General features: G+C 66.9%; 24 protein-coding genes. 12 read left to right on the top strand and 12 right to left on the bottom strand.

All coding sequences use genetic code 11. From position 1 onward, the window contains the following. Positions 1–30 precede the first annotated feature (30 nt). A complete protein-coding gene (gene murJ / locus J5T34_RS12535) occupies positions 31–1,581 on the bottom strand; it encodes a murein biosynthesis integral membrane protein MurJ (protein ID WP_208580031.1) in 1,551 nt (516 codons plus the stop codon). A 332-nt stretch (positions 1,582–1,913) separates the two neighbouring features. Here murJ and rpsT point away from each other — a divergent pair, with 332 nt between their 5' ends. Next, positions 1,914–2,180, top strand: coding sequence for a 30S ribosomal protein S20 (gene rpsT / locus J5T34_RS12530; RefSeq protein WP_006579059.1), 267 nt, complete (start codon positions 1,914–1,916; stop codon positions 2,178–2,180). A 130-nt stretch (positions 2,181–2,310) separates the two neighbouring features. On the opposite strand, the gene J5T34_RS12525 is transcribed toward rpsT, so the two are convergent. Continuing rightward, complete coding sequence (locus J5T34_RS12525; protein ID WP_174104514.1) at positions 2,311–2,610, bottom strand: DUF3579 domain-containing protein; 300 nt, start codon at positions 2,608–2,610, stop codon at positions 2,311–2,313. Positions 2,611–3,014: 404 nt separating this feature from the next. Between J5T34_RS12525 and argF the strand changes: the two genes are divergently transcribed. From argF to J5T34_RS12505, 4 genes are all read left to right on the top strand, one after another. Beyond that, a complete protein-coding gene (gene argF, locus J5T34_RS12520) occupies positions 3,015–3,938 on the top strand; it encodes an ornithine carbamoyltransferase (protein WP_208580030.1) in 924 nt (307 codons plus the stop codon). 168 nt (positions 3,939–4,106) lie between these two features. Continuing rightward, positions 4,107–5,336, top strand: coding sequence for an argininosuccinate synthase (locus J5T34_RS12515; RefSeq protein ID WP_174104512.1), 1,230 nt, complete (start codon positions 4,107–4,109; stop codon positions 5,334–5,336). 118 nt (positions 5,337–5,454) lie between these two features. Further along, positions 5,455–5,766 (top strand): pyrimidine/purine nucleoside phosphorylase, encoded by a 312-nt coding sequence (locus J5T34_RS12510; protein ID WP_149316696.1) that lies wholly within the window; start codon positions 5,455–5,457, stop codon positions 5,764–5,766. A 75-nt stretch (positions 5,767–5,841) separates the two neighbouring features. Next, entirely contained in the window at positions 5,842–6,882 is a 1,041-nt protein-coding gene (locus J5T34_RS12505; RefSeq protein WP_208580029.1) for a patatin-like phospholipase family protein, read from the top strand. 88 nt (positions 6,883–6,970) lie between these two features. On the opposite strand, the gene murB is transcribed toward J5T34_RS12505, so the two are convergent. Next, complete coding sequence (gene murB / locus J5T34_RS12500; RefSeq protein ID WP_208580028.1) at positions 6,971–7,981, bottom strand: UDP-N-acetylmuramate dehydrogenase; 1,011 nt, start codon at positions 7,979–7,981, stop codon at positions 6,971–6,973. A 160-nt stretch (positions 7,982–8,141) separates the two neighbouring features. On the opposite strand from murB, the gene J5T34_RS12495 reads away from it, so the two are divergent. Continuing rightward, positions 8,142–8,627: a YajQ family cyclic di-GMP-binding protein gene (locus J5T34_RS12495; protein WP_208580027.1), complete on the top strand. Its 486-nt coding sequence runs from the start codon at positions 8,142–8,144 to the stop codon at positions 8,625–8,627. A gap of 82 nt (positions 8,628–8,709) precedes the next feature. Here J5T34_RS12495 and J5T34_RS12490 read toward each other — a convergent pair whose 3' ends face one another. Together J5T34_RS12490 and J5T34_RS12485 are read right to left on the bottom strand one after the other, a co-directional pair. Continuing rightward, positions 8,710–9,222 (bottom strand): DUF192 domain-containing protein, encoded by a 513-nt coding sequence (locus tag J5T34_RS12490; protein WP_432207666.1) that lies wholly within the window; start codon positions 9,220–9,222, stop codon positions 8,710–8,712. 102 nt (positions 9,223–9,324) lie between these two features. After that, on the bottom strand, positions 9,325–9,990 hold the full coding sequence (locus tag J5T34_RS12485) for a pseudouridine synthase (protein WP_208580026.1): 666 nt from the start codon (positions 9,988–9,990) through the stop codon (positions 9,325–9,327). A gap of 265 nt (positions 9,991–10,255) precedes the next feature. Here J5T34_RS12485 and icd point away from each other — a divergent pair, with 265 nt between their 5' ends. Next, positions 10,256–11,506, top strand: a complete 1,251-nt coding sequence (gene icd, locus J5T34_RS12480; RefSeq protein ID WP_174104507.1) for an NADP-dependent isocitrate dehydrogenase — start codon at positions 10,256–10,258, stop codon at positions 11,504–11,506. 270 nt (positions 11,507–11,776) lie between these two features. Here icd and J5T34_RS12475 read toward each other — a convergent pair whose 3' ends face one another. Then, positions 11,777–11,983 carry a cold-shock protein gene (locus tag J5T34_RS12475; RefSeq protein ID WP_006578050.1) on the bottom strand — a complete coding sequence of 69 codons (207 nt, stop codon included), beginning with the start codon at positions 11,981–11,983 and terminating at the stop codon, positions 11,777–11,779. Between the two features lie 456 nt (positions 11,984–12,439). Here J5T34_RS12475 and clpS point away from each other — a divergent pair, with 456 nt between their 5' ends. The 4 genes from clpS to J5T34_RS12455 all read left to right on the top strand — a co-directional run bounded on the left by clpS (position 12,440) and on the right by J5T34_RS12455 (position 17,139). Next, positions 12,440–12,766 carry an ATP-dependent Clp protease adapter ClpS gene (gene clpS / locus J5T34_RS12470; protein WP_006578051.1) on the top strand — a complete coding sequence of 109 codons (327 nt, stop codon included), beginning with the start codon at positions 12,440–12,442 and terminating at the stop codon, positions 12,764–12,766. Continuing rightward, positions 12,763–15,060, top strand: a complete 2,298-nt coding sequence (gene clpA, locus J5T34_RS12465) for an ATP-dependent Clp protease ATP-binding subunit ClpA (protein WP_174104506.1) — start codon at positions 12,763–12,765, stop codon at positions 15,058–15,060. The genes clpS and clpA overlap by 4 nt, the downstream gene beginning before the upstream one ends. A 177-nt stretch (positions 15,061–15,237) precedes the next feature. Then, positions 15,238–16,230, top strand: coding sequence for a Bug family tripartite tricarboxylate transporter substrate binding protein (locus J5T34_RS12460; protein WP_244258868.1), 993 nt, complete (start codon positions 15,238–15,240; stop codon positions 16,228–16,230). A gap of 54 nt (positions 16,231–16,284) precedes the next feature. Continuing rightward, positions 16,285–17,139, top strand: a complete 855-nt coding sequence (locus tag J5T34_RS12455; protein ID WP_208580024.1) for a VOC family protein — start codon at positions 16,285–16,287, stop codon at positions 17,137–17,139. A gap of 25 nt (positions 17,140–17,164) precedes the next feature. Here J5T34_RS12455 and dut read toward each other — a convergent pair whose 3' ends face one another. The 5 genes from dut to J5T34_RS12430 all read right to left on the bottom strand — a co-directional run bounded on the left by dut (position 17,165) and on the right by J5T34_RS12430 (position 23,781). Next, positions 17,165–17,665 carry a dUTP diphosphatase gene (dut, locus tag J5T34_RS12450; protein WP_208580023.1) on the bottom strand — a complete coding sequence of 167 codons (501 nt, stop codon included), beginning with the start codon at positions 17,663–17,665 and terminating at the stop codon, positions 17,165–17,167. Positions 17,666–17,910: 245 nt separating this feature from the next. Next, the gene (gene coaBC / locus J5T34_RS12445) at positions 17,911–19,110 is read right to left on the bottom strand and encodes a bifunctional phosphopantothenoylcysteine decarboxylase/phosphopantothenate--cysteine ligase CoaBC (protein WP_208580022.1); all 1,200 of its coding nucleotides are present in this window, start codon (positions 19,108–19,110) and stop codon (positions 17,911–17,913) included. Positions 19,111–19,213: 103 nt separating this feature from the next. Next, positions 19,214–19,738: a signal peptidase II gene (gene lspA, locus J5T34_RS12440; RefSeq protein ID WP_208580021.1), complete on the bottom strand. Its 525-nt coding sequence runs from the start codon at positions 19,736–19,738 to the stop codon at positions 19,214–19,216. After that, the gene (gene ileS / locus J5T34_RS12435) at positions 19,738–22,656 is read right to left on the bottom strand and encodes an isoleucine--tRNA ligase (RefSeq protein ID WP_208580020.1); all 2,919 of its coding nucleotides are present in this window, start codon (positions 22,654–22,656) and stop codon (positions 19,738–19,740) included. The genes lspA and ileS overlap by 1 nt, the downstream gene beginning before the upstream one ends. Positions 22,657–22,773: 117 nt before the next feature. Then, on the bottom strand, positions 22,774–23,781 hold the full coding sequence (locus J5T34_RS12430) for a bifunctional riboflavin kinase/FAD synthetase (protein ID WP_208580019.1): 1,008 nt from the start codon (positions 23,779–23,781) through the stop codon (positions 22,774–22,776). 225 nt (positions 23,782–24,006) lie between these two features. Here J5T34_RS12430 and J5T34_RS12425 point away from each other — a divergent pair, with 225 nt between their 5' ends. Next, positions 24,007–25,818: a hybrid sensor histidine kinase/response regulator gene (locus tag J5T34_RS12425; RefSeq protein ID WP_244258885.1), complete on the top strand. Its 1,812-nt coding sequence runs from the start codon at positions 24,007–24,009 to the stop codon at positions 25,816–25,818. A gap of 54 nt (positions 25,819–25,872) precedes the next feature. On the opposite strand, the gene J5T34_RS12420 is transcribed toward J5T34_RS12425, so the two are convergent. Next, positions 25,873–26,532, bottom strand: a complete 660-nt coding sequence (locus J5T34_RS12420; RefSeq protein WP_208580018.1) for a response regulator — start codon at positions 26,530–26,532, stop codon at positions 25,873–25,875. Between the last annotated feature and the right edge of the window lie 188 nt (positions 26,533–26,720).

The raw sequence follows: 26,720 nt of genomic DNA, 5'->3' as shown, positions 1-26,720 counted from the left end.
GGTTCCTGGTTGCGGCCGGCGCCATGGTCTTCAGGCTGCTTTGCGCTTGAAGGCAGCATAGCGCAGGCCCGTGAGCCACAGTGTACCGAAGTAGACGACCGCCGCAAGCACCAGGCACGAAGCCATCAGCGCGATCCGCAGCAGCGGCGTGGTGCCCAGCGCGACCCAGTCGAAGGTGCGCGCGAACCACAGCAGCACGCCGGACAACAGCGTCGCCGCGGCCGCCAGCTGGGCCAGAAACAGCCACCAGCCCGGCGCGGGGCGGTAGACGCCGACGCGACGCAGGCCGATGAACAGCAGCAAGGCATTGAGCGTCGCGCTGACGCTGATCGACAGGGCCAGCCCGGCGTGCCCGAGCCAGGGCACGAAGGCGAGGTTGGCCAGCTGCGTCATCACCAGCATCGCGATCGCGATCTTGACCGGGGTGCGGATGTCCTGGCGCGCGTAGAAGCCGGGGGCCAGGATCTTGACCAGGATCTGACCGACCAGGCCGACGCCGTAGGCCATCACCGCCAGTCGCGTCATCTCCACCGCATGGCCGTCGAACTTGCCATAGTGGAACAGCACCGCGGTCAGCGGCTTGCCGAACACGTAGAGCCCGATCGCGCTGGGGATCGCCAGCAGGAAGGTCAGCCGCAGGCCCCAGTCGAGCAGCGCCGAGTATTCGACGCCGTCCTCGCGGGCGCTCGCTTTCGACAGGCTGGGCAGCAGGATGGTGCCGATCGCGACGCCGAGCAGGGCGGTCGGAAATTCCATCAGGCGATCGGCATAGGTCAGGAAAGACACGCTGCCGGTGGCCAGACGCGAGGCGATATTGGTATTGATGATCAGGCTGATCTGGGCCACCGACACGCCCAGCAGCGCCGGTCCCATCTGCCGCAGAATGCGGCGCACGCCGGGATCGCGCCAGGCCGCGCGCACGTTCACGCCGATGCGCGGCAGCATGCCGATGCGCTTGAGCGCCGGGATCTGGATCGCCAGCTGCAGTACGCCGCCGACCAGCACGCCCCAGGCCTGCGCGTAGATCGGTTGTTCCAGATGCGGCGCAACGAACAGCGCGGCGCCGATCAGCGACAGGTTCAGCAGCACCGGCGTGAAGGCGGGCACCGCGAAGTTGCGCCAGGTGTTCAGCACGCCCGAGGCCAGCGCGACCATCGAGATCAGGCCGATATACGGGAACATCACGCGGGTCATGAAGACGGCCGCGTCGTAGGTCTGGCTGTCGCCGCGAAAGCCGGTGGCGACGATGGTCATGATCACCGGGGCGGCGAGCACGCCGATCAGCGACACTGCGGCCAGCGCCCACGCCATCACGGTGGCGACCGCATCGACCAGCAGCCGGGTCGGCGCGTCGCCGCGCTTGCTGTGGTATTCGCCGAGGATCGGCACGAAGGCCTGTGAAAACGCGCCCTCGCCGAAGATACGGCGCAGCATGTTCGGGATGCGGAAGGCGACATTGAACGCGTCGGTCATGTCCGAGGCGCCGAACGCGCGGGCGATCAGGATCTCGCGGATCAGGCCGGTGATGCGCGACAGCATCGTCAGGCCGCTGATGGTGGCGAGCGATTTGAGCAGGTTCAAGGTCGGGGAGGAAAGGGAAACGGTTCAGGCGCCGCCTCGGCGCGCGTCGCCGGGGCGGCGGATCGCAGTCAGACGGCCGCCGAGCGCCGAAAGTTGCAACCGCACCACACCGGGCTGGCCGGGGCCCGCCAATTGTGGCGCCAATTATACGGATGGGTGTGCGCGGCCCGCCGCCTTCGCCGACGGGTGGGATCTTCCTTGCGGCGGCTTCGACCTTGTGTGTATAATCGCCGATTCGAGAAGATAGTTGCGTTCCGGATTCGTGTGTCAGTGCATCCCGGGTCGCTCTTGTGCAACTCCACGCACGCATCTGAATTCAGGATATTTACGAAATGGCAAATTCCGCACAAGCTCGCAAGCGCGCGCGTCAAGCCGTCGCCCAGAACGCGCACAACTCCAGCCTGCGCTCGCGTCTGCGCACGGCCGTCAAGGCTGTCCGCAAGGCGATCGACGCCGGCGACAAGGCCGCTGCTGCCGAGATCTTCAAGAACTCGCAAGCCGTGATCGACAGCATCGCCGACAAGAAGATCGTCCACAAGAACAAGGCAGCGCGCCACAAGTCGCGTCTGTCGGCAGCGATCAAGGCCATGGCCGCCTGATTGCCGCGTTCTTCGGCCGCGCCTGGTGCGCGGTCGACGCAGTAGTAAAAAAGCCCGTCCGATGACGGGCTTTTTGCTATTCGTTTTTTGCGTTTCGCTGTTTGCTCTCGCTGTGCCCGTCGGCCTTCGCTCAATCGAGCGAGCAGGCCTCGACCAGTTGCAGATGGTTGTCGCGCGCGAAGTTCAGCACGAAGTCCAGCGCCTTCGGCTCGATCTCGCGCAGTCGCGCGTCGACCACCACGCATTTGACGCCGCCGGCCATCACGGGCCGCACGTAAGGGGAATAGGTCAGGCGAGGATCGCCGGTATCGCCAGGCGGGCGGAATTGCGCCATCACGCCACACAGCCGTTCAGCCCAATCGCTCGGACGGAAGGTCTTGCCTTCCTTGGTGATGCCCTGGATGAAGTACTGGCGAACGGTGGAATTCATGGACTGCGGTGAGGCTGGTGACTCGACGGGAAACCCGCAACGGGCGCCCGTTTGACGCGGCGAGAGGCGATCGGTTCGCGCGAATCTGGCCGGAAGGCGGGGCGTCGGGAGTGGCGGGGGCACTTTTGATGCCGGCGGCGGGCGGCGGCAAGGGTATGCCGGGCCCCGCGTGAATCAGCGGGTATTATATCTTATATAAGACTGCCGCATAAGCCGCCGTACAGCCCGGAAGCTCGCTCTGCCGGCATGGCCCGGCGCCCGCCCAGGCTCGCCAAAGCAGGAATAATCCCTTATGATTCCTGAACTCACATTGCGCAAGCGACGCGAAAGGCGGCTCCGCGACAGCGTGGTTCCATGACCGTTCATGGCCTCGCGTGTCCCCATCGAGCCGCCTTCTTTGTTTTATGAGCCCAACGCCGATCAAGCACTACCTCCAGTTCAGCGACCTCGATGCGAAGGAGTACGAGTACCTGCTCGACCGCGCCCGGATTCTGAAGACCAAGTTCAAGAACTACGAGACCTGGCACCCGCTGCACGACCGCACGCTGGCGATGATCTTCGAGAAGAACTCGACCCGCACGCGCCTGTCGTTCGAGGCCGGCATCCACCAGCTGGGCGGCCACGCGGTGTTCCTGAACACGCGCGACTCGCAGCTGGGCCGCGGCGAGCCGATCGAGGACGCCGCGCAGGTGATCTCACGCATGGTGGACATCATCATGATCCGGACCTTCGGGCAGGAGATCATCGACCGTTTCGCCGCCCATTCGCGCGTGCCGGTGATCAACGGGCTGACCAACGAATACCACCCGTGCCAGGTGCTGGCCGACGTCTTCACCTATATCGAGCACCGCGGCAGCATCCGCGGCAAGGTGGTGGCGTGGATCGGCGATGCCAACAACATGGCGTACACGTGGATCCAGGCGGCCGAACGGCTCGGCTTCACGTTCCATTTCTCCGCACCGCCGGGGTATCAACTCGATCCGGCGATGGTCCCGGCCACCGCCGCGAGCCTGGTCAAGGTCTTCGACGATCCGCTGACCGCCTGCCAGGGCGCCGATCTGGTGACCACCGACGTCTGGACCAGCATGGGCTTCGAGGCCGAGAACGAGGTCCGCAAGCGCGCCTTCCAGGACTGGATGGTGACCACCGCGATGATGGACCGCGCCAATCCCGACGCGCTGTTCATGCACTGCCTGCCGGCGCATCGCGGCGAGGAAGTCGAGGCCGCCGTGATCGACGGTCCCAGGAGCGTGGTCTGGGACGAGGCCGAGAACCGGCTGCACGTGCAGAAGGCGCTGATGGAGTACCTGCTTTGCGGGCGCTATTGAGCGATTGAAGGTCGGGTGATCGTTTAATGCCCCTGAGCCGCGCCGTCCGGCGATGTGCCGCCCAAGCCCGGGCGGTCATGTCAAAATAGCGGCTTTCCGTTTTTCCTTATCCGATGCGCGGGCTGTCTTACCTGCCGGTCCGCGCCTCCTTTGCGCATCGAGTCGAACATGAGCGATATCAAGAAAGTCGTGCTCGCCTACTCCGGCGGGCTGGACACTTCGGTGATCCTGAAGTGGCTGCAAGACACCTACCAATGCGAGGTGGTCACGTTCACCGCCGACATCGGCCAGGGTGAAGAACTGGAGCCGGCTCGCCAGAAGGCGCTCAAGTTCGGTATCAAGCCGGAGAACATCTTCATCGACGACCTGCGCGAAGAATTCGTGCGCGACTTCGTCTTCCCGATGTTCCGCGCCAATGCGGTCTACGAAGGCGAATACCTGCTGGGCACCTCGATCGCCCGCCCGCTGATCGCCAAGCGCCAGATCGAGATCCTGCGCAGCACCGGCGCCGACGCGGTGTCGCACGGCGCCACCGGCAAGGGCAACGACCAGGTCCGCTTCGAGCTCGGCTATTACGGCCTGGAGCCGGGCGTCAAGGTCATCGCCCCGTGGCGCGAGTGGGACCTGCTGTCGCGCGAGAAGCTGCTGGCCTACGCCGAGAAGGCCGGCATCGAAATCGACATGAAGCACAAGAAGGGCGGCGCCCCGTACTCGATGGACGCCAACCTGCTGCACATCTCGTTCGAGGGCCGCCATCTGGAAGACCCGAAGGCCGAGGCCGAGGAAGACATGTGGCGCTGGACGGTGTCGCCGGAGCAGGCGCCGGACGCGCCCGAGTTCCTCGACATCGAATTCGAGCGCGGCGACATCGTCGCACTGAACGGCAAGCGCATGTCGCCCGCCGAAGTGCTGACCGAACTGAACCGCCTGGGCGGCAAGCACGGCATCGGCCGTCTGGACCTGGTCGAGAACCGCTACGTCGGCATGAAGAGCCGCGGCTGCTATGAAACCCCGGGAGGCACGATCCTGCTGCGCGCCCACCGTGCGATCGAGTCGATCACGCTGGACCGCGAAGTCGCCCACCTGAAGGACGACCTGATGCCGCGCTACGCCAGCCTGATCTACAACGGCTACTGGTGGAGCCCGGAGCGCCGCGCGCTGCAGGTGCTGATCGACCATACCCAGCAGAACGTCAACGGCTGGGTGCGCGTCAAGCTGTACAAGGGCAACGTGATCGTGCTGGCCCGCGATTCGAAGGACACGCTGTTCGACAAGAACATCGCGACCTTCGACGAAGACTTCGGCGCCTACAACCAGGCCGACGCCGGCGGCTTCATCAAGCTGAACGCGCTGCGCATGCGCATCGCCGAGAATGCGCGCCGCCAGCGCGGCGAGTAAGCCGTCAGCGAGCGGCTGCCACGCGCATCGGTAAGGAAGGAGAGGGGCCCAGGCGGCCCCTCTTTTCATGTCCGCGCATGCCCGCACCCAGTTTCCATCGTCTACCAGGAGAGGAGTAATGAGCCAGTTCGACAATGTTTCCGTGGTCAAGCAAGCCAATCTGTATTTCGACGGCAAATGCGTCAGCCACACCGTGCTGTTTCCGGACGGCACGCGCAAGACGCTGGGCGTGATCTTCCCCGCCTCGCTGACCTTCAAGACCGGCGCGCCGGAAATCATGGAGATCAATGCCGGCGTCTGCCGCGTGCGTCTGGCGGGCTCGGACGAATGGCAGACCTACGGCGCGGGCCAGCAGTTCAACGTCCCCGGCGACAGCAGCTTCGATATCGAGGTGCAGCAGACGCTCGACTACGTCTGCCACTTCGGCTGATCGTCCACCGCGCGTCTTCGGCCGCGCGCATGCCGCGGCCGTCCTTCCGATCGTCCCGCTTCACGGAGTTCCGGCATGGCCCATCGACACAAGCCGATCAATCTCGCCCTGCAAGGCGGCGGCGCGCACGGCGCCTTCGGGTGGGGCGTGCTCGACGCGCTGCTGGAGGATGGGCGCCTGCGTTTCGACGGCATCAGCGGCACCAGCGCCGGCTCGATGAACGCGGTGGTGATGATCGACGGCCTGCTCGAAGGCGGCCCGGAGCGTGCGCGAGAAAAGCTGCACGATTTCTGGTTCGGCGTGTCGCGCGCCGGCTCGCCGTTCTCGACGCTGGGCCAGCAGACGGTCGACTGGCTGTCCGGCCAACCTGGCAACAGCTGGCCGCTGCAGGACTGGATGCGGATGTGGTCGGGCTGGTGGAGCGCGACCGCGCAGGGCAGCACGTTCAATCCCTTGCGCGCGCTGCTCGAGGATCAGGTCGATTTCGAGCGCGTGCGGGCCTGTCCGGAAACGAAGCTGTTCATCGCCGCCACCGACGTCAACAGCGGCAACGTGCGCGTGTTTCAGACGGCCGACCTGACCGTCGACGCCGTGCTGGCCTCGGCCTGCCTGCCCTATCTGTATCCGGCGATCGAGATCGGCGAGCGGTATTACTGGGACGGCGGTTATATGGGCAATCCGGTGCTGTTTCCGTTCTTCTACCAGACCGCGACGCGCGACATCCTGGTCGTCCATATCAATCCGATCTCGCGCCCGGACGTGCCCACGCAGCCGCAGGAAGTGATGGAGCGGCTCAACGAGATCACCTTCAACGCGTCGCTGCTGCGCGAAATGCGCGCGATCGCCTTTGTGCAGAAGCTGCTCGACGAGGAGTGGCTCAAGCCCGAATACCGCGACAAGCTCAAATACATCCTGCTGCATTCGATCCGCGCCGACGAGGCGCTGGCCGACCTGTCGTCGTCCACCAAGCTGGTCACCGACTGGAATTTCCTGCTGATGCTGCGCGAGCGCGGCCGCACCGCGGCGCAGGGCTGGCTCGCGCAGCATTACGATGCCGTCGGCAAGCGCGGCACCGTGGATATCCGCAAGGAGTTTTTGCAGGATCTGCCGTTGTAGCGGTGTATTGCCCTACGGTTTTCTCCCCTCTCCCGCGTGCGGGAGAGGGGCGGGGGAGAGGGAGAGGGAGAGGGCTGGCAGTATCGCGCTACAGCACCACCGGCTCAGGCTCGATCCCGACGCCAAAGCGCTCCCGCACCGTGTCCGCGATCCGCGTCGCCAGGGCCAGCAGCGCGCGGCCATCGCCGCCGCCGTGGTGCACCAGCACCAGCGCCTGCCGCTCGTGCACGCCGACCGGGCCTTCGCGCAGGCCCTTGAATCCGCAGCGATCGATCAGCCAGCCTGCGGCCAGCTTGTAGCTGCCATCGGGCTGCGGATGGCTGACCAAGTCCGGATGCGCGGCCACCAGCGCGTCGCGTTGCGCGGCGCTGACCACCGGGTTCTTGAAGAAGCTGCCGGCATTGCCGAGCACCGCGGGATCGGGCAGCTTGCGCTGGCGGATCGCGATGACCGCGTCGCGGATCGCCGCCGCGTCAGGCGCCGCATGATCGTGCAGCTCGCGCGCCAGTTCGGCATAGCTAAGCGCCGGTTGCCAGCGACGCGGCAGCCGCAGCGTGACCGCGGTGATCACGTAGCGATCGCGGCCGGCCTGCTTGAACACGCTGTCCCGATAGCCGAAGGCGCAATCGGCGAGGCTTAGCGTGACGAAGCCGCGCGTTTGCCGGTCCCAGGCGCGCAGGCTGTGGAAGCGCTCGCGCAGCTCGACGCCGTAGGCGCCGATGTTCTGGATCGGCGCGGCGCCCACGCTGCCGGGGATCAGCGCCAGGTTTTCGAGCCCGGGCATGCCGTCGGCGATGGTCCGATTGACGGTCGCGTGCCAGTTCTCGCCGGCACCCACCGTCACCAGCCAGGCATCGTCATCGCCGGCGACCGTGTAGCCGGGAATCCGCATCAGCAGCACCACCGCATCGAGATCCCCCGTCAGCACCACATTGCTGCCGCCGCCCAGTACCACGACCGGCCGCTGTGCCGCGCGCGGGTCGGCCAGCGCCTCGATGAGGTCGTTTTCGCTACGCACCGCGGCCGCGAAGCGCGCGCGTACGTCGAAACCCAATGTGTTGTGCTGGCGCAGCGGATAAAATTCGTGGAAATCTGCCATGCGGAAAAAGTTGCCGGACGTGGATGCCCGAACAGCGGGATGGAGCGAAACGGCCTGACTGCAGGGTTGGCGGGATTATACGGAACCCCCGGCGAGCGCCGGCGTGGTTTGCGGTTCGGACAGCAGGTACCCAGGTACCGAAATACAGAAGGAGTAGGCGATGCCGTCGTTTGACGTGGTGTGCGAAGCGAATATGGTCGAGGTCAAGAATGCGGTCGAGCAGGCCAACAAGGAGATCTCGACGCGCTTCGACTTCAAGGGTTCCGACTCCCGTGTCGAGCAGAAGGAGGGCGAGCTGACCGCGTTTGCCGATGACGACTTCAAGCTCGGCCAGGTCAAGGATGTGCTGCTCAACAAGATGGCCAAGCGCAATGTCGACGTGCGCTTCCTCGACTACGGCAAGACCGAGAAGATCAGCGGCGACAAGGTCAAGCAGGTCATCACGATCAAGAAGGGCGTCACCGGCGACCTGGCCAAGAAGATCGTGCGCATGATCAAGGACAGCAAGATCAAGGTACAGGCCAGCATCCAGGGCGATGCGGTGCGCGTGTCGGGGACCAAGCGCGACGATCTGCAGAGCGTGATCGCGATGCTGCGCAAGGACGTGTCCGAGGCGCCGCTCGATTTCAACAACTTCCGCGACTGAGGCCGGTTCGACCTGGCGGATGCCGACGCGGCCTGGCTGACAGGCCGCGTCGTCGTTTCCGGCCCTCTGCCTTATTCCTTTCTTATTGCGCCGGCAGGCCGCCGATCTTCGCGCCGGCCTTGATGCCCTTCTGCGCGAACCAGCCCTGGTTCATCTCCAACGCATAGCGGATCGCCGCCTTCGGGCAGTGGTTGTCCTCGCTGTGCGGCCGCATGTCCTCGATATTGACGATGGTGCCGTCGTCCGCCAGGAAGGCGATCGACAGCGGCAGCTCGGTGTTCTTCATCCAGAAGCAGTGACCGGCCTTCTGCTCGAACACGAACAGCATGCCGGCGTTGGCGGGCATCGACTTGCGGTACATCAGGCCCTGCTGGCGGGACTGCTGATCGGCGGCGACCTCGGCGCGGATCACGTACATGCCGGCGCTCAGCGAGACCACCGGCAGCCGCTGCTGCGCCTGAGCAAGCGGGGCCAGCAGCGCTGCGCCGCAGGCGAGGGCGGCGAGCCGGCGCGCCAGGGGGCGGCGGGGCGCGGGAAGCGAAGCGCAATCGAACGCAGCGACGGTCAACGGACGGCGAAAGGGCATGGCGGGAATGGCGAAGGTCATGACGGCGAGGCCAGGAGAACGCGGGGCTTGTGCAGCGGAACTGCGGCATGACGGCGGCAGAACCGCAGCCGCAAGCATAGCGCAGCCCGGCTAGGCCGGACGCCGGCGCCGATTCGGAGCGGCCGTCCGGTCGGCGTCGGTGCGGCCGGGAGCCGGCCGCCTCGGCCGCACAGGCGTGGCACCGCGGGCGGGACCGCTCATGCCCAGGCTTTGCGGCGTGACTTCCTGCCATTGCCCGGGCGCCAGACCGAGCTGCCGCAGGTCCAGCGCGCCGATGCCGACGCGGACCAGCCGCAGCGTCGGGTAGCCGACCGCCGCGGTCATGCGGCGCACCTGCCGGTTCTTGCCCTCGTGGATCACGATCTCCAGCCACTGGGTCGGGATCGCCGCCCGAAAGCGGATCGGCGGCGTGCGCGGCCACAGGAAATCCGGCTCGTCGATCAGCGTGGCCTGCGCCGGCAGTGTGTGGAAATCGCCAAGGTCAAGGCCGGCGCGCAGCCGTGCCAGCGCGGCTTCGTCCGGCACGCCCTCGACCTGCGCCAGATAGGTCTTGGCCAGCTTCTGGCGCGGGTCGGCGATGCGCGCCTGCAGCACGCCGTCGTCGGTCAACAGCAGCAGCCCTTCGCTGTCGGCGTCGAGCCGGCCGGCGGGGTAGACGTTCGGTATCGCGATCCAGTCGGCGAGCGTCTGCCGGCTCGGATGGGGCGAGAACTGGCTCATGGTGCCGAACGGCTTGTTCAGGGCGATCAGGGTCATGGGGAAACCGGTGCGGGAAAGGCGCCAGTATGCCGCAGCGGGTGCGACGCCAGCGCCCGCCCGGGATGGCGGATGATGAAAAATTGCTGCATAATACGAAACCGGTCTTGTGTCTTATATAAGACTCAGATAGGACGCAGTCTCGCGATGCAGCAATGCCGGTGTCGCGAGGGCCGTTACAATGCCTCCCGCTAGGCCCGCATTTCGCCGTCTGGTCACGAACCCGCCGGCCGTTCGAAAACCCCCGTTCCGTACTGGAGACGTCATGTACCAACACATCAAGGTCCCGGCCGGTGAGAAGATCACGGTCAACCAGGATCTCTCGCTGAATGTTCCGGACAATCCGATCATCCCTTATATCGAAGGCGACGGTACCGGCTTCGATATCACCCCGGTGATGATCAAGGTGGTGGACGCGGCCGTGGCCAAGGCCTACGCCGGCAAGCGCAAGATCTCGTGGATGGAGATCTACGCGGGCGAGAAGTCGACCAAGGTCTATGGCCCCGATGTGTGGCTGCCCGACGAAACCCTGGACGTGCTCAAGGAGTACGTGGTCTCGATCAAGGGCCCGCTGACGACGCCGGTCGGCGGCGGCATCCGCTCGCTGAACGTCGCGCTGCGCCAGCAGCTGGACCTGTACGTCTGCCTGCGTCCGGTGCGCTATTTCAAGGGCGTGCCGTCGCCGGTGCGCGAGCCCGAGAAGACCGACATGGTGATCTTCCGTGAGAACTCGGAAGACATCTACGCCGGCATCGAATGGGAAGCCGAGAGCGAGCAGGCCAAGAAGGTCATCGCCTTCCTGCAGAACGAAATGGGCGTCAAGAAGATCCGCTTCCCGGAAACCTCGGGTATCGGCGTCAAGCCCGTGTCGAAGCAGGGCACCCAGCGCCTGGTCCGCAAGGCCATCCAGTACGCGATCGACAACGACAAGCCCTCGGTGACCCTGGTCCACAAGGGCAACATCATGAAGTTCACCGAAGGCGGCTTCCGCGACTGGGGCTACGAGCTCGCGCAGAAGGAATTCGGTGCCGAACTGATCGACGGCGGCCCGTGGTGCAAGATCAAGAACCCGAAGACCGGCAAGGACATCGTCGTCAAGGACGCGATCGCTGACGCGTTCCTGCAGCAGATCCTGCTGCGTCCGGCCGAGTACTCGGTGATCGCCACGCTGAACCTGAACGGCGACTATGTTTCGGACGCGCTGGCCGCGCAGGTCGGCGGCATCGGCATCGCGCCGGGCGCCAACCTGTCGGATTCGGTGGCGATGTTCGAAGCGACCCACGGTACCGCGCCGAAGTACGCCGGCAAGGACTACGTGAACCCGGGTTCGGAAATCCTGTCGGCCGAAATGATGCTGCGCCATATGGGCTGGACCGAGGCGGCGGATCTGATCATCTCGTCGATGGAGAAGTCGATCCTGTCGAAGAAGGTCACGTACGACTTCGCCCGTCTGCTCGAAGGCGCGACGCAGGTCTCGTGCTCGGGCTTCGGTCAGGTGATGATCGACAATATGTAAGCGACTTCGCTGGCGTCGCGCGGCCCGTTGTTGTTCGGCTGCGCGGCGCGGCAGGGTTGCGCGAGCCCCCGTTGCCGACCGGTAGCGGGGGTTTGTCTTTTTGGGATTGGCAGCAATGGAAAAGGCCCGGCATTGCCGGGCCCTTTCCCCAGGATCCAACGACCTGCGCCTCGGCAACCGATGTTCCGATTGCCCCCGCCGGACGCCTGCCGCCGAAGCCTGTAGCGACCGCCGCGCGCTCTGTCGGCCGGTGCGGTCGCGATGTCGCGCTCAGGCGGCGCTCTGGATGTTCGTGGCTTGCTTGCCCTTCGGACCTTGCACGATTTCGAACGAAACGCGCTGGCCCTCTTTCAGGGTCTTGAAGCCATTCATCTGGATAGCCGAAAAGTGCGCAAACAGTTCTTCGTTACCGTCGTCCGGGGTGATAAACCCGAAGCCCTTGGCATCATTGAACCATTTGACCGTACCGCTTGCCATAAACTCCCCCAACGAAAAAACAGATTTCAAACAGGGGGGCGCTCAGGCCAGCCGCCGGCGCAACGATCGATTGCGCCATACAACGCAGCGCCTCGGTCGAGGCGCCGCTGCCGGCTCCGTAGGCCTCCCTGCTCACGGAGCACTCGAGGTCCGGCCTGTTGCTTTGGCTCGCGGGACCGGACCTGAATGTCCGAACGATTCTTCTGGCAAACAATCAGACTGTCAAGCCGGCACATTCCCGACCCTGACGCCAATGTGGCAGGAATGGGACGACGTCCAACCGTGCTACTGTGACGGCTCGCGCAGCGTATTGGCACGCCCTCGGGCACGCCGTTGCCCGCTGCGCCGGGCGGCGCGGTTCGCGAGTCGAGGAATGGTCGAGAAGTGCTAGCTGGCCTTGAAACCGACAGCTTTTGCCCAAATTGCAGACTTGAGCGGAGGGGTTAGAATAAAGCCATGGCTACACGGCTGGCGAATGTCCCACAACGCGATGCAGGCACCGTACTGGAGCGGAAAGAGCAAGCGCTCAAACCGCCGGCCATGTACAAGGTCGTCCTGCTGAACGACGACTACACTCCGATGGAGTTTGTCGTCATGATCCTGCAACAGTATTTCAGCAGGGACCGAGAAACGGCGACGCAAATCATGCTGACCGTCCATCGGGAAGGCAAGGGAGTCTGCGGTATCTATACCAGGGATATCGCCGCGACGAAGGTCGAGCTGGTGTCAACGCACGCGCGGCAGGCAGGGCATCCACTGCAGTGCGTGATGGAGGAAGCATGATTGCGCAAGAACTGGAAGTCAGCCTGCATATGGCCTTCGTCGAGGCCAGGCAGGCACGCCACGAATTCATCACCGTGGAGCACCTGCTGTTGGCGTTGCTGGACAACCCGACGGCAGCGGAAGTTCTGCGCGCCTGCGCGGCCAATATCGAGGACCTGCGCACCAGCCTGAAGAATTTCATTGTCGACAACACCCCCGTCGTGCCTGGTACCGACGAGGTGGACACGCAGCCGACGCTCGGCTTTCAGCGCGTGATTCAGCGCGCGATCATGCATGTCCAGTCGACCTCCAACGGCAAGAAGGAAGTCACCGGCGCCAACGTGCTGGTGGCGATCTTCGGCGAGAAGGATTCGCACGCCGTCTACTACCTGCAGCAGCAGGGCGTGACGCGCCTGGACGTGGTCAATTTCATCAGCCACGGCATCCGCAAGGACCAGTCCGAGCCGGCCAAGCATGGCGAGGCCGGGGCGGAAGGCGAGGGCGGCGACGGCAAGGAAAGCCCGCTGGAGCAGTACACCCAGAACATGAACGCGCTGGCCAAGGCCGGCAAGATCGATCCGCTGATCGGCCGCGAGAGCGAAGTCGAGCGCGTGGTGCAGGTCCTGTGCCGCCGGCGCAAGAACAATCCGCTGCTGGTGGGCGAGGCCGGCGTCGGCAAGACGGCGATCGCCGAAGGCCTGGCCTGGCGCATCACCAAGAACGAAGTGCCCGATATCCTCGAGAAGGCGGTGGTCTACTCGCTGGACATGGGCGCGCTGCTGGCGGGCACCAAGTACCGCGGCGACTTCGAGCAGCGCCTGAAGGGCGTGCTCAAATCGCTCAAGGACAACCCGAATGCGATCCTGTTCATCGACGAGATCCACACGCTGATCGGCGCGGGCGCCGCGTCGGGCGGCACGCTGGACGCCAGCAACCTGCTGAAGCCGGCGCTGTCGTCGGGCCAGCTCAAGTGTATCGGCGCCACCACGTTCACCGAATATCGCGGGATTTTCGAGAAAGATGCCGCGCTTTCGCGGCGCTTTCAGAAGATCGACGTGGTCGAGCCCTCGGTCGACCAGACCGTGCAGATCCTGCGCGGCCTGAAGTCGCGTTTCGAGGAGCACCACGGCGTCAAGTACGCGTCGGCGGCGCTGACGGCAGCCGCCGAGCTGTCGGCACGCTTCATCACCGACCGTCATCTGCCGGACAAGGCGATCGATGTGATCGATGAGGCTGGCGCCGCGCAACGGATCCTGCCGAAGTCCAAGCAGAAGAAGACCATCGGCAAGAGCGAGATCGAGGACATCGTGTCTCGGATTGCCCGGATCCCGCCGCAGAGCGTCAACCAGGACGACCGCAGCAAGCTGCAGACGCTGGACCGCGATCTGAAGTCGGTGGTGTTTGGCCAGGACCCGGCCATCGAGGCGCTGGCATCGGCGATCAAGATGTCGCGCGCCGGCCTGGGCAAGACCGACAAGCCGATCGGCTCCTTCCTGTTCTCGGGCCCGACCGGTGTCGGCAAGACCGAGGTGGCGAAGCAGCTGGCCTTCATCATGGGCATCGAGCTGCTGCGCTTCGATATGTCGGAGTACATGGAGCGTCATGCGGTTAGCCGTCTGATCGGCGCGCCCCCGGGCTATGTCGGCTTCGACCAGGGCGGTCTGCTGACCGAGGCAGTGACCAAGAAGCCGCACTGCGTGCTGCTGCTGGACGAGATCGAAAAGGCGCATCCGGACATCTTCAACATCCTGCTGCAGGTGATGGACCACGGTGCGCTGACCGACAACAACGGCCGGCGCGCGGACTTCCGCAACGTGATCATCATCATGACGACCAACGCCGGTGCCGAGACCATGAACCGCGCGGCGATCGGCTTCACGTCGTCGCGGGAGCAGGGCGACGAGATGGCCGACATCAAGCGGATGTTCACGCCCGAGTTCCGCAACCGGCTCGACGCGATCATCAGCTTCCGCTCGCTGGACGAGGAAATCATCCTGCGCGTGGTGGACAAGTTCCTGATGCAGCTGGAAGAGCAGCTGCACGAGAAGAAGGTCGAGGCCAGCTTCACCGAGCGCCTGCGCAAGTTCCTGGCGCGCAAGGGCTTCGATCCGCTGATGGGCGCGCGTCCGATGCAACGGCTGATCCAGGACATGATCCGCAAGGCCCTGGCCGACGAACTGCTGTTCGGGCAGTTGGCCTCGGGCGGCAAGGTCGTGGTCGATCTGGACGAGAAGGAGCAGATCAAGCTGGAGTTCGCCGAGATCGATACCGAGCCGCCGGAGGCGCCGGAAAGCGAGCAACGCGCGGAGGCCTGAACGCAGCAGCAGGGCGGGGCGGCGGGCCATGCAGGCCCGCCACCCGCGTTCCATGCTATCCTTCGGCAAAATAGTACGGGGCGGCAGCAATGCCGCCCCTATTCATTTGGCCGCGCACGGTGCGGGCCGCCGCCTGTCGCGGCGCCGATGCCTGCCGGCAAGCTGAACGAGCCACCGATGTTTCGCCTGCGTCGTCTGATGCTGAAGTCGCTGCCCCTGGCGGCGACGACTCCGATCCCGTTGACCGCCCACGCCTTGCCGGGCGAGTCTGCGAGCACCTACGGCGGCCACGTGGCGATGGTCCTGCCGATCCCGCCGGGCGGCAGCGGCGACGTGGTGGCGCGCCAGCTGCAGCCCGGACTGAAGCAGGCGTTGGGCCAGCCCGTGGTCGTCGATCACCGCCCCGGCGCCGCCGGCCTGCAGGCCGCCGCCACGGTGGCCCGCGCCAGGCCCGACGGGCAGACGCTGCTGATGGCCTTCGACAGCCTCGCCCTGCAGCCGATCGCCTACAAGCAGCTGCCGTACGACACCTTCCGCGACTTCACGCCGATCTCCCAGCTGGCACGTCATCCGCTGGTGGTGGCCGTTCATCCGTCGTTGCCCGTCGACAATATCCGTGCGTTGATCGGACTGGCGCGGCAGCGCGACGAACCGATCCGTGTCGCGTCGCCGGGCGCCGGCAGCCTCAATCAGCTGGCCGCGCAGGCGCTGGCGAGCGAGGGCGGGGCGTCGTGGCGGCATGTCGCATTCAAGGGCACGGGCCCGGCGGTGCAGGCCGTGCTGTCGGACCAGGCCGACCTGGTGCTGGCGAGCTACGCGGCCGTGCAGGCTCATCTGCAGACGCGCACGCTGAAGGCGCTGGCGGTGACCGGCGAGCGCCGGCTGGCGCAGCTGCCGCAGGTGCCGACGGTCGCGGAACAGGGCGTGCCGGGCTTCGAGGCCTATGGCTGGATCGGCGTATTCGGTCCGGCTGGCCTGCCGGCGCCCGTGGTCGGCCGTCTGCATGGCGCCTTGTCGAACGCGATTCGCGCGCCGCGGGTCGCATCGACGCTGGCGGCGCACGGCCTCGAGCCCGTGGCCGGCACACCCGAAGCGCTGGGCCAGCTGGTCCGGCGCGAGCACGACCGGTGGCAGGCGGTAGCGCGCCAGGCCAATCTTCAGTTCGAATGATCGATCCGAGTTCGATCCGAGCCATCGACCCAACGTGACGCAAGGACAGTGGCAATGACAGCGACCATCGCAGCGCAGCGCCAATTCGACCATGCCGTCGTGATCTGCCCCGACCTGGATGCCGCCGCGCAGGCCTGGCAACGGCTCGGCTTCACGCTGACGCCGCGCGGCTTTCATACGCTCGGCTCGCAGAACCATTGCGTGATGCTGGCTCGCGACTATCTCGAGCTGATGCATGTCGACGGCCCCAGCGATCCGCTGCAGTACTACTGGCACAGCCAGCAGCACGGCGGCGGCTGTGCCGCGCTATCGTGCCGCAGCGACGATGCCGTAGCCGACGCCGCGGCGCTGCGTGGCGGCGGCTGGCATACCGCCGAGCCGGTCGAATTTTCGCGTCCGGTGCGCCTGGACGATGGCTCGGAACACCCGGCCACGTTCCGCGTCACCGCGATGGACGACGCGCCTGGCGCGCGCTTCTTCCTGTGCGAGCACCGCACGCCGGAACTGCTGTGGCGGCCGGAATGGATGACGCACGCGAACGGCGCGCAAGCGATCGGGACAATGTTCCTGGTGGTAGCGCCGTCGCTGGTCGATGCCGCCGCGCGGGCCTATGCCGAACTGATGGGCGCCGAATTGACGCAGTTGAGCGAGCATGTCTGCAGCCTGGCCGTCGGCGATGCGGCGCTGGTGCTGTCGACCCCGCAGGCGCTTGCTGCGGCGACCGGCACCGGCCATATCCGCCAGGCGGTGCCCGGCTATGCCGCGATCCGGCTGCGCACCGCGTCGCTCGATCAGGCGCGGGCGCTGTGGCGCGAGGCCGGCGTGCCCAGCCTCGATCTGAGTGCGACCGAAACGTTGATCCCGGCCCACGCGGCCGCCGGCGTCGCGCTGCTGTTCGAGCAGCGCTAAGGCCAGGCGGCGTTGCTGGCGGCCGTCAGGCCGCCGCGCCGCCGTGATGGACGCCGGTCGAGCCGAAGCCTCCGGCACCGCGCGCCGATTCGCTCGAGAACGCTTCCACCGTCGTGAACACCGGCCGCAGCACCGGCACGAACATCATCTGCGCAATGCGCTCGCCCGGCTGGATCACGATCGGCTCGGTGCCCGGCGCATTGCGATTCCAGACGCTGACCATGATCGGGCCTTGGTAGTCGGCGTCGATCACGCCGATCGAATTGCCCAGCACCAGGCCCTTCTTGTGCCCCAGACCCGAGCGCGGCGCGATCGTCGCGGCCATGTACGGGTTGCCCATATGCACCGCGATGCCGGCCGGCACCAGCTGCGCCGGCGTGCCCGGCTCGATCGTCAGCGGCGCGTCCAGGCAGGCGTGCAGGTCGATCGCGGCGGCCATGTCGCTCTGATAGCTGGGCAGGCCCCACTCGTGCAGGCGCGGGTCCAGGATCTTGATTTCGACGGTGGGATTTTGGGCAGAGGTCATGGAAGTCGGAACTGAACGATGGATTGCGTGTTGTCTGTGTTCTCCCTCTCCCCCCGGGGAGAGGGTTGGGGAGGGGGTGGATTCAAGCCGCAGCGGCAAAGTCACCGCCCGTTTCCCTCTCCCCCGCCCCTCTCCCGCAAGCGGGAGAGGGGAGAAAACCGGGGGCTTCGGCCAGATTCGCGAGGCTGACGAAGGCGATCGAGCCCTATCAACCCCATCAAGCCCATCGAGCCCATCGAGTCCAATCAGGGCCGCTGGACCGGCAGCCGCTCGGCGATCGCCGCGACCAGCTGCCGGGCCAGCGACAGCTTGTCCGCGCGCGGCAGCCGCGTCGTGCCGCGCTCGTCGAACAGCACGATCTCGTTCTCGTCCAGGCCGAAGGTGTGGTGGCCGATATTGCCGACCAGCAGCGGCACGCCCTTGCGGCGGCGCTTCTGGTCGCCGTATTGCTCCAGGTTCTCGCTCTCGGCGGCGAAGCCCACGCAGTAGGGGGCGTCGGTCCGCGCCGCCACCGTGGCCAGGATGTCCGGGTTCTGCACAAAGCGCAGCGTCGGCGTGTCGGTGTCGTTGGCCTTTTTCAGCTTCTGCTCGGCGACCTCGGCAGGACGCCAGTCGGCCACCGCGGCCACCGCGACGAAGACGTCGATGCCACGCAGCTGCGACAGCACCGCTTCGTGCATCTGCTGGGCGCTCTGCACGTCGATGCGGGCGACGCCGCGCGGCGTCGGCAGTCCGGTCGGGCCGGCCACCACCACCACATCGGCGCCGGCCTCGCGTGCCGCGCGCGCCAGCGCGAAGCCCATCTTGCCCGACGAGCGGTTGGTGATGCCGCGCACCGGGTCGATCGCCTCGAAGGTCGGGCCGGCGGTGATCAGCATCCGGCGGCCGGCGAGCAGCTTGGGCTGGAAGTGGGCGACGATATCGTCGAGCAGTTCCTCGGGCTCCAGCATGCGGCCATCGCCGACCTCGCCGCAGGCCTGGTCGCCGCTGCCCGGGCCGAGCACCGCGACGCCGTCGGCGCGCAGCTGCGCGATATTGCGCTGGGTCGCGGGCGCCATCCACATCTGCCGGTTCATCGCCGGCGCCACCAGCAGCGGGCAATCGCGCGCGATGCACAGCGTCGACAGCAGGTCGTCGCACAGGCCGTTGGCCAGCCGCGCGAGGAAGTCGGTCGAGGCCGGCGCGATCACGATCGCGTCGGCCTCGCGCGACAGGTCGATATGCGCCATGTTGTTGGCGATGCGGCCGTCCCACTGCGAGGTGAACACCGGCCGCCCCGACAGCGCCTGCATCGTGACCGGCGTGATGAACTGCGTCGCCGCGTCCGTCATCACCACCTGGACGGTGGCGCCGGCCTTGGTCAGCAGCCGGACCAGCTCGGCCGACTTGTAGCAGGCGATGCCGCCGGTCAGCCCGAGTACGAGATGTTTGCCGCGCAGATCCATGGAGGGGCCTTCGATGCGAGGGGGAGGGAGTCGATGATACCGGCGCGCTGCAGGATGCGCCGGGGACGCGCCAGCTCGGCGCCGGCGCGCCCCGCAGCGGGGCTCAGTGCCGGCGCACCCGGCGGAATTCGTCGACGATCAGCAGCACCGCGCCGACCGTGATCGCGCAGTCGGCGACGTTGAACGCCGGCCAGTGGTAGCCGCGCAGATGGAAGTCGAGGAAATCGACCACATGGCCGTAGACGATGCGGTCGATCACGTTGCCGATCGCGCCGCCCAGCACCAGCGATACCGCCAGGCTGAACAGCCTCTGACCGGCATGGCGGAACAGCAGCCAGACGATGAAGGCGCCGACCGCCAGCCCCAGCCCGGTGAAGAACCAGCGCTGCCAGCCGCCGGCGTCGGCCAGGAAGCTGAACGCGGCGCCCTTGTTGTAGACCAGCACCAGATTGAAGAAGCCGGTGACCGGGCGCGATTCCCCATAGGTGAAGCTGCGCACGATCACGATCTTGAAGAACTGGTCCAGCACCACGATCAGAGCGGCGAAGGCCAGCCACAGCAGCGGCGTGCCGCTGCGGCTCTTGTTGCCCGCGGCGCGGCCGCGGGCGGTACGGGTGGTCGCGGCCATCAGGCGTGGCTCCTCGGTTCGCCGGCGCCGAACAGATTGCTGGTACAGCGGCCGCACAGGGTCGGATGGGCGGCATCGTGGCCGACGTCCTCACGGTAGTGCCAGCAGCGCTCGCACTTGGCATGGCTGGACGGGTGCACGGTCACCAGCAGATCGCCGGCCTCGGGCGCTGGCGACACCGTCGCGGCCGAGGTCAGCAGCACGAAGCGCAGATCGTCGCCGAGGCTCGTCAGCGCCTCCAGCGCCGGACCGCCGGCCTGGATCGAGACTTCGGCCTGCAGCGACGAGCCGATGCCGCCCTCGGTCCGCACCGCCTCGAGCTGTTTGGTGACTTCGGCGCGCACCGCGCGCACCGCGTGCCATTTCTGCAGCAGGTCGTCGGCCTGGTCCACTTCCGGCACCGTGTAGTAGGTGCTGGTGAAGATCGTGTCGGTATGCGCGGTGCCGTGCGCGAAAACCTGCCAGGCTTCCTCGGCGGTGAACGACAGGAACGGCGCCATCCAGTGCAGCATCGCCTGCGTGATGTGGAACAGCGCGTTCTGCGCGGCGCGGCGCGCCTTCGAATTCGGCGCGGTGGTGTAGAGCCGGTCCTTCAGCACGTCCAGGTAGAAGCCGCCCAGGTCCTCCGAGCAGAAGGTCTGCAGCTTGGCCACTACCGGGTGGAATTCGTAGACGTCGTAGTGCGACAGCACTTCCTTCTGCAGCTGCGCGGTCAGCGCGACGGCATAGCGGTCGATCTCCAGCCATTCCGACGGCGGCAGCGCGTCGCGCGCGTGGTCGTAGTCGGTCAGGTTGGCCAGCAGGAAGCGCAGCGTATTGCGGATGCGGCGGTAGCCCTCGACCACGCGCTTCAGGATCTCGTCGGAGATCGACAGCTCGCCGGAGTAGTCGGTCGAGGCCACCCACAGGCGGATGATCTCGGCGCCCATCTTGTTGGCGATGTCCTGCGGCGACACGGTGTTGCCGATCGACTTCGACATCTTGCGGCCTTCGCCGTCGACGGTGAAGCCGTGCGTCAGCAGCGCCTTGTACGGCGGCTTGCCGTACAGCATCGAGGCGGTCAGCAGCGACGAGTGGAACCAGCCGCGGTGCTGGTCCGAGCCTTCCAGATACAGGTCGGCCAGGCGCCCGTCCGGCGTATCGGCGGCCGCATCGTACAGGTCCTCGCGATGCGAGCCGCGGATCACGGTCCAGTGCGTGGTGCCCGAGTCGAACCACACGTCCAGCGTGTCGCGGTTCTTCTCGTACATCTCGGCGTCGGTCTCGCCCAGTTCCTTCAGGAACGCGGTGGCGTCCAGCGTCTGCCAGGCCTCGATGCCGTGCTGCTCGACCCGCTTGGCCACGGCCTCGAGCAGCTGCGGCGTGCGCGGATGCAGCGCGCCGGTTTCCTTGTGCACGAAGAAGGCCATCGGCACGCCCCACTGGCGCTGGCGCGACAGCGTCCAGTCCGGCCGGTTGGCGATCATGTTGTGCAGGCGCTGCTTGCCCCAGGACGGGTAGAAGGCGGTGGCCTCGATGCCGGCCAGCGCGGTCTCGCGCAGCGTCGGACCGTTGTCGGCGGGCTCCACGTCCATGCCGGCGAACCATTGCGAGGTCGCACGGTAGATGATCGGCGTCTTGTGCCGCCAGCAGTGCATGTAGCTGTGCTCGTAGCGGTGCGCGTTGAACAGGTTGCCCGAGGCCTTCAGCGTGTCGACGATGCGCGGATTGGCATCCCAGATCGACAGGCCGCCGAACAGCGGCAGCCAGCTGGCGTAGACGCCGTCGCCCATCACCGGGCTCAGGATGTCCTCGTCGCGCATGCCGTGGGCCTTGCAGGACTGGAAGTCCTCGATGCCGTAGGCGGGCGCCGAGTGGACGATCCCGGTGCCGGTATCGGTGGTCACGTAGTCGCCCAGGTAGACCGGCGAGGTGCGCTCGTAACCGGGATCCATCTTGGCCAGCGGATGGTGAAAGCGCACCTCGGTCAGCGCCGCGCCCGTGCAGGTCGCGACGACCTTGCCTTCGAGCTCATAGATCTTGAGCTGTTCCTCGACGCGCTCGGTGGCGAGGATCAGGAAGCCGCGCGGCGTGTCGACCAGCGCGTATTCGACCTCCGGATGCAGGTTCAGCGCCTGGTTCGACGGGATCGTCCACGGCGTGGTGGTCCAGATCACGATCCAGCCCGGCTTGGCGTTCAGCTGTTCCAGCGGCACGTGGAAGGCGCGCGCCAGCTTGTCGGTCTCGGCGAACGGGAAGCCGACATCGATCGACAGGTCCGTCTTGTCCTTGTACTCGACCTCGGCCTCGGCCAGCGCCGAGCCGCAGTCGAAGCACCAGTTGACCGGCTTCAGGCCGCGGAACACATAGCCCTTCTCGAGGATCTTGCCGAGCGCCCGGATCTCGTCCGCCTCGTTGCTGAAGTTCATCGTCAGGTAGGGATCGTCCCAGTCGCCCAGCACGCCCAGCCGTTCGAAGTCCTTGCGCTGGCGGGCGATCTGCTCGCTCGCGTAGGCGCGCGCCTTGGCCTGGACTTCCTGCACCGGCAGGCCCTTGCCGTACTGCTTCTCGATCTGGATCTCGATCGGCATGCCGTGGCAGTCCCAGCCCGGCACGTAGACGGCGTCGAGTCCGCTCAGGCCGCGCGCCTTGATGATCATGTCCTTCAGGACCTTGTTGACGGCGTGGCCGATGTGGATGTCGCCGTTGGCATACGGGGGGCCGTCATGCAGCACGAACTTCTTCGCGCCGCGGCGCGCCGCGCGGATCGCCTGGTAGATCTTCTTTTCCTGCCACTGCTTGACCCACAGCGGTTCGCGCTTGGGCAGGTCGCCCCGCATCGGAAACGGGGTGTCGAGCAGGTTCACCGGGTATTTGCTCTTTTCGGCGCTCTTGTTCACCGGCTTGGCGCCGGCCTTGGCTTGCTTGGTGTCGGACATGACGATTCTCAGGGCGATTCGGTGAGCGCCTGGCCCGGATGGTACGGGCCGGCGCAAAAAATGAGGCGGGGTCGGCGGTGACCCGGCTGCGCGCGCATGGGCGGCGAAAGCCGGCCGCTAGCTAATTCGGTCCGTGGCCGAGGTCGTGCGCACCGCCGGGGCGCCGGCCGTGCTGTCGGCGCCCTGGGCATCGGGCTCGGTCAGGCCGAAGAAGGCGCGCGCATCCGCGCAGTCCTTGGCGATCGCCGCCGTCAGCGCTTCCAGCGAGTCGAAACGCGCTTCGTCGCGCAGCTTCTTGATGAATTCGACCCGCACCAGCTCGCCGTAGACGCTGCGGTCGAAATCGAACAGATGGACTTCCAGCAGCACGCGCCCGGCGTCCTCGACGGTCGGGCGCACGCCGATGCTGGCCACGCCCGGCAGCGGGCCGTTGGCCAGGCCGTGCACCTGTACCACGAAAATGCCGTTGACCGCCGGGCGCTTGTGCGGAATGCGCAGGTTCAGCGTCGGAAAGCCGAGGTCGCGGCCGAGTTTGCGGCCGTGGACCACATGCCCGCTGATCGCATAACCGTGGCCAAGCAGCCGGCGGGCATGCTCGAGGTCGCCGGCGGCCAGCGCTTCCCGAACTGCCGAGCTCGAGATGCGCACGCCACCCTCCGACACCGAGCCCATCTGCTCGACGTCGAAGCCGTAGCGTTTGCCGGCCTGCTGCAGATAGGCGAAGTCGCCGGCCCGCTTGGCGCCGAAGCGGAAGTCGTCGCCGACCAGCACCCAGCGCGCATGCAGCCCGTGCCACAGCACGTTCTCGACGAAGGCTTCGGGCGATTGGGCGGCGAAATGGGCGTTGAAGTGCTCGACCACCACGCGGTCGACGCCGTTGCGGCGCAGGCTTTCGAGCTTGTCGCGCAGCAGCGCGATGCGGGTCGGGGCGCGGTCCGGCGTGAAGAATTCGCGCGGGTGCGGCTCGAAGGTCATCACGCACAGCGGCAGCCCGCGCGCGTCGGCGGCCGCGCGCGCGCGCGCGAGCAGGGACTGGTGGCCCCGGTGCACTCCGTCGAAATTGCCGATGGTGAGTGCGCAGGGTGCCCGGCTCTCGGCATTGGGCAGGCCGCGGAAGACTTTCACGAGGACGGCGACAAACGGTTAGGAATAAAGGCAGGATTATAAAGGGAACCGGCAAGGGAACCGGCGCTTTCCCCCGCACTGCGGCACAACAGCGCCGTACGCATGCCGGGCGGCCGCGGCGCGAGCATCCCGGGCCCCCCTTGCGGTCCGGTGGCGCACCGCGGCGAAAGCCGGCATGATATGCCGCGTCCACATTCTCGCCGTCATTCACGCCGCCCTCCGGTGCTGCCCGCCAACCTGATCGCGCTGCTCAAGCGCATCCTTCCGCCGCCCGCGCCGCCGCTGGATGCCGACACCGAGGCCAAGCTGCTGGCCGCGGTACATCGGGTGGTGCCCAGCGGCATCGTCGCGGCCCTGCTGCTGCCCGGGCTGACCGCCGCCGCCTTCTGGCACGAGGCCAGTCGCGGCGCGCTGCTGGCCTGGTGCGCGGCGATGCTGCTGCAGGCGGCGGCATGCGCCTGGTTCTATCTGGGCTACCGGCGCGATATCCCGACGCTGAGCCGCTCGGCCCACACCCGCAAGTGGCGCGATCCGATGCGCGGCGTGGCGGTGCTGGTGGGCCTGAGCTGGGGCAGTGCGGCGCTGCTGCACCTGGTGTCGTCGTCGGCGGTGTTTTCCGGTGTGCTGCTGGTGCTGACGCTGGGCGCGCTGGCGGGCGGCGCGAGTTCGCAGGCGCCGGCGCCGGTCAATCTGCTCTATGTCGGCATTCCGATCCTGGTGCCCAATCTGTTGCTGGCCGGCTACGCGTTTCCCGGCCACGGCGGCTATATCCGGCTGCTGCTGCTGATCTATGCGCTGATGCTGGCGCGCCATGCGCTGAACCTGCATGGCTCGCTGGTGCGGGCGATCCGGCTGGAAGGCGAAAGCCGGCGGCTGGCGCGGCAGTTCCAGCAGGAGAAGGAGCGCGCGTTGCACGCCAGCGAGGAGAAATCCCGCTTCCTCGCCGCGGCCAGCCACGATCTGCGCCAGCCGGTGCACGCGCTGGTGATGCTGGTCGAGGCACTGCGCGCGCGCAACGATTCGCCTGTGCTGCGGCCGCTGGTCGAGCAGGTCGCGGCGGGCACGCAGACCATCGATCTGCTGTTCCGCTCGCTGCTGGACCTGTCCAAGCTCGAGGGCCGCAAGGTGTTGCCGACGCTCGAGCCCTGCGATGTCGGCCAGCTGGTGCGCGAGGTCTGCGACCAGTTCGCCGGCGACGCGCAGGCCGCCGGATTGCGGCTGTCGCCGCGCGTGGCGGGCGAATTGCACGCGATGGCCGAGCCGGTGCTGCTGCGCCGGGCGCTGTTCAATCTGGTCCAGAACGCGCTGCGCTACACGCGCCAGGGCCGGGTGCTGGTCGCCGCCCGCATGCGCGGCGCGCAGGTGCGGATCGAGGTCTGGGACACCGGCAGCGGCATCCCGCCCGAGCACCTGCCCGAGATCTTTGGGCCGTACTTCCAGGTTCACAACCCGCAGCGCGACCGCTCGCACGGGCTTGGCCTGGGGCTGGCGATCTTCAAGGAGTGCGTGCGGCTGATGCGCGGGACCTACGGCGTGCGTTCGGTGCCGGGCAAGGGCTCGATGTTCTGGTTCACGCTGAATCCGGCGCCGGCCGAGTCGGTGGCCATGATCCGCGCGATGCGGCGCGACGCGGTGGCGCAGCACGCGATGCCGGACCGGCTGCGCGGCGAGGTGCTGGTGGTGGACGACGACAGCCACGTGCGCAATGCCTGGATCGCGCTGATGGAAGCCTGGGGCGTGCGGGTGTCGTGCGCGGCCGATGGCGCCGAGGCCGAGCGGATGTTTGCCGACGGCCTGCGCCCCGACATCATCTTCTGCGACCTGCGCCTGCCGGGACAGCAGAACGGCCTGGCGCTGCTCGAACGCTGGCAGCAGACCCAGCCGCAGGCGCGCAGCGCGCTGCTGACCGGCGATCTGAAGTCGGCCGCGCTGGCCGAGGCCGAGGAGGCGGGCTATTTCGTGCTGCCCAAACCGGTCGACCCGGGCGCGTTGCGGATGCTGCTGCGGCGCTGGCTGCCGACGGCCGAAACCGCCTGAACCCGCAGGGGACCTGTCCCAACCGCTCGCGATTTCCGCCGTGCTGGCCTGACCCTACTGCCGCAGCCGGAACCGCTCCATGCGGGACATCACCTGCATCCGCGTGCGCACGCCCAGCCGCTGCAGAATCGCCGACACGTGCTCCTTGACGGTGTTCTCGGTCAGGCCCAGTTCGCGCGCGATCACCTTGTTCGGCAGGCCTTCCAGCACCAGCGCCAGCACCGAGCCCTGGCGCGGCGTCAGGCCGAGTTCGGCCGGCGTGACCGGAATGCTGTGCGTCGGACCGAAGGCGCGCGGGTGACCATTCAGCGCCTCGTCGGACGGAAAGGCCGTATCGCCGCCCAGCACGCGGCGTACCACCGCGGCAAAGGCAGGCGCGTCCAGATGCTTGCCGACGAAGCCGAAGGCCGACAGCGCGCGGGCGCGCTCGACGATCTCGGGCGTGGCTTCGGCCGACATGAAGATGAAGCGGGCGGCCGGCACGATCGACTTGAGCGTCTGCATCGCATCGAAGCCGGTGCCGTCGTTCAGCCAGATATCGAGCAGCACGATATCGGGCCGCAGCCCGCGTTGGAGGGTATCCAGCGCCTCGGAGGCGCTCCCGGCGGCATGGACTGCAACATCGGGCATCACCTGCGCCAGGAACAGGGTGGTGCCGGACAGCGCCATGGGGTGGTCGTCGACCACCAGCAAGGTCGGTGCAACATTCGACATGCGATTTCCCGTCTAAAACAGCTTCGCCCTTGTTGTATGGTCCCGTCCCGTCGTGCGGGCGGATTGGCGATAGGGCGACTCTAGCAGAGCGAGCGGGGCGTCACAATCCGCAATCGGGGGAAGCGCCGGCCAGTTAGTTTGCGCCGCAGGGGTCTCCGCGGCGCTGTGGCAGGGCGCCGCTTGGTAGA

Source organism: Cupriavidus gilardii, from assembly GCF_017598945.1.
GTDB classification, from domain to species: Bacteria; Pseudomonadota; Gammaproteobacteria; order Burkholderiales; family Burkholderiaceae; genus Cupriavidus; species Cupriavidus gilardii_E.
The sequence above is the reverse complement of the archived record's forward strand: the minus strand, read 5'-3'. Positions and strand labels throughout refer to the sequence as shown.

Coding starts and splice junctions, on each gene's coding strand:
- rpsT (WP_006579059.1), top strand. CDS start 1,914: ATGGCAAATTCCGCACAAGCTCGCAAGCGCGCGCGTCAAGCCGTCGCC.
- J5T34_RS12525 (WP_174104514.1), bottom strand. CDS start 2,610: ATGAATTCCACCGTTCGCCAGTACTTCATCCAGGGCATCACCAAGGAA.
- argF (WP_208580030.1), top strand. CDS start 3,015: ATGAGCCCAACGCCGATCAAGCACTACCTCCAGTTCAGCGACCTCGAT.
- J5T34_RS12515 (WP_174104512.1), top strand. CDS start 4,107: ATGAGCGATATCAAGAAAGTCGTGCTCGCCTACTCCGGCGGGCTGGAC.
- J5T34_RS12510 (WP_149316696.1), top strand. CDS start 5,455: ATGAGCCAGTTCGACAATGTTTCCGTGGTCAAGCAAGCCAATCTGTAT.
- J5T34_RS12505 (WP_208580029.1), top strand. CDS start 5,842: ATGGCCCATCGACACAAGCCGATCAATCTCGCCCTGCAAGGCGGCGGC.
- murB (WP_208580028.1), bottom strand. CDS start 7,981: ATGGCAGATTTCCACGAATTTTATCCGCTGCGCCAGCACAACACATTG.
- J5T34_RS12495 (WP_208580027.1), top strand. CDS start 8,142: ATGCCGTCGTTTGACGTGGTGTGCGAAGCGAATATGGTCGAGGTCAAG.
- J5T34_RS12485 (WP_208580026.1), bottom strand. CDS start 9,990: ATGACCCTGATCGCCCTGAACAAGCCGTTCGGCACCATGAGCCAGTTC.
- icd (WP_174104507.1), top strand. CDS start 10,256: ATGTACCAACACATCAAGGTCCCGGCCGGTGAGAAGATCACGGTCAAC.
- J5T34_RS12475 (WP_006578050.1), bottom strand. CDS start 11,983: ATGGCAAGCGGTACGGTCAAATGGTTCAATGATGCCAAGGGCTTCGGG.
- clpS (WP_006578051.1), top strand. CDS start 12,440: ATGGCTACACGGCTGGCGAATGTCCCACAACGCGATGCAGGCACCGTA.
- clpA (WP_174104506.1), top strand. CDS start 12,763: ATGATTGCGCAAGAACTGGAAGTCAGCCTGCATATGGCCTTCGTCGAG.
- J5T34_RS12460 (WP_244258868.1), top strand. CDS start 15,238: ATGTTTCGCCTGCGTCGTCTGATGCTGAAGTCGCTGCCCCTGGCGGCG.
- J5T34_RS12455 (WP_208580024.1), top strand. CDS start 16,285: ATGACAGCGACCATCGCAGCGCAGCGCCAATTCGACCATGCCGTCGTG.
- dut (WP_208580023.1), bottom strand. CDS start 17,665: ATGACCTCTGCCCAAAATCCCACCGTCGAAATCAAGATCCTGGACCCG.
- coaBC (WP_208580022.1), bottom strand. CDS start 19,110: ATGGATCTGCGCGGCAAACATCTCGTACTCGGGCTGACCGGCGGCATC.
- lspA (WP_208580021.1), bottom strand. CDS start 19,738: ATGGCCGCGACCACCCGTACCGCCCGCGGCCGCGCCGCGGGCAACAAG.
- ileS (WP_208580020.1), bottom strand. CDS start 22,656: ATGTCCGACACCAAGCAAGCCAAGGCCGGCGCCAAGCCGGTGAACAAG.
- J5T34_RS12420 (WP_208580018.1), bottom strand. CDS start 26,532: ATGTCGAATGTTGCACCGACCTTGCTGGTGGTCGACGACCACCCCATG.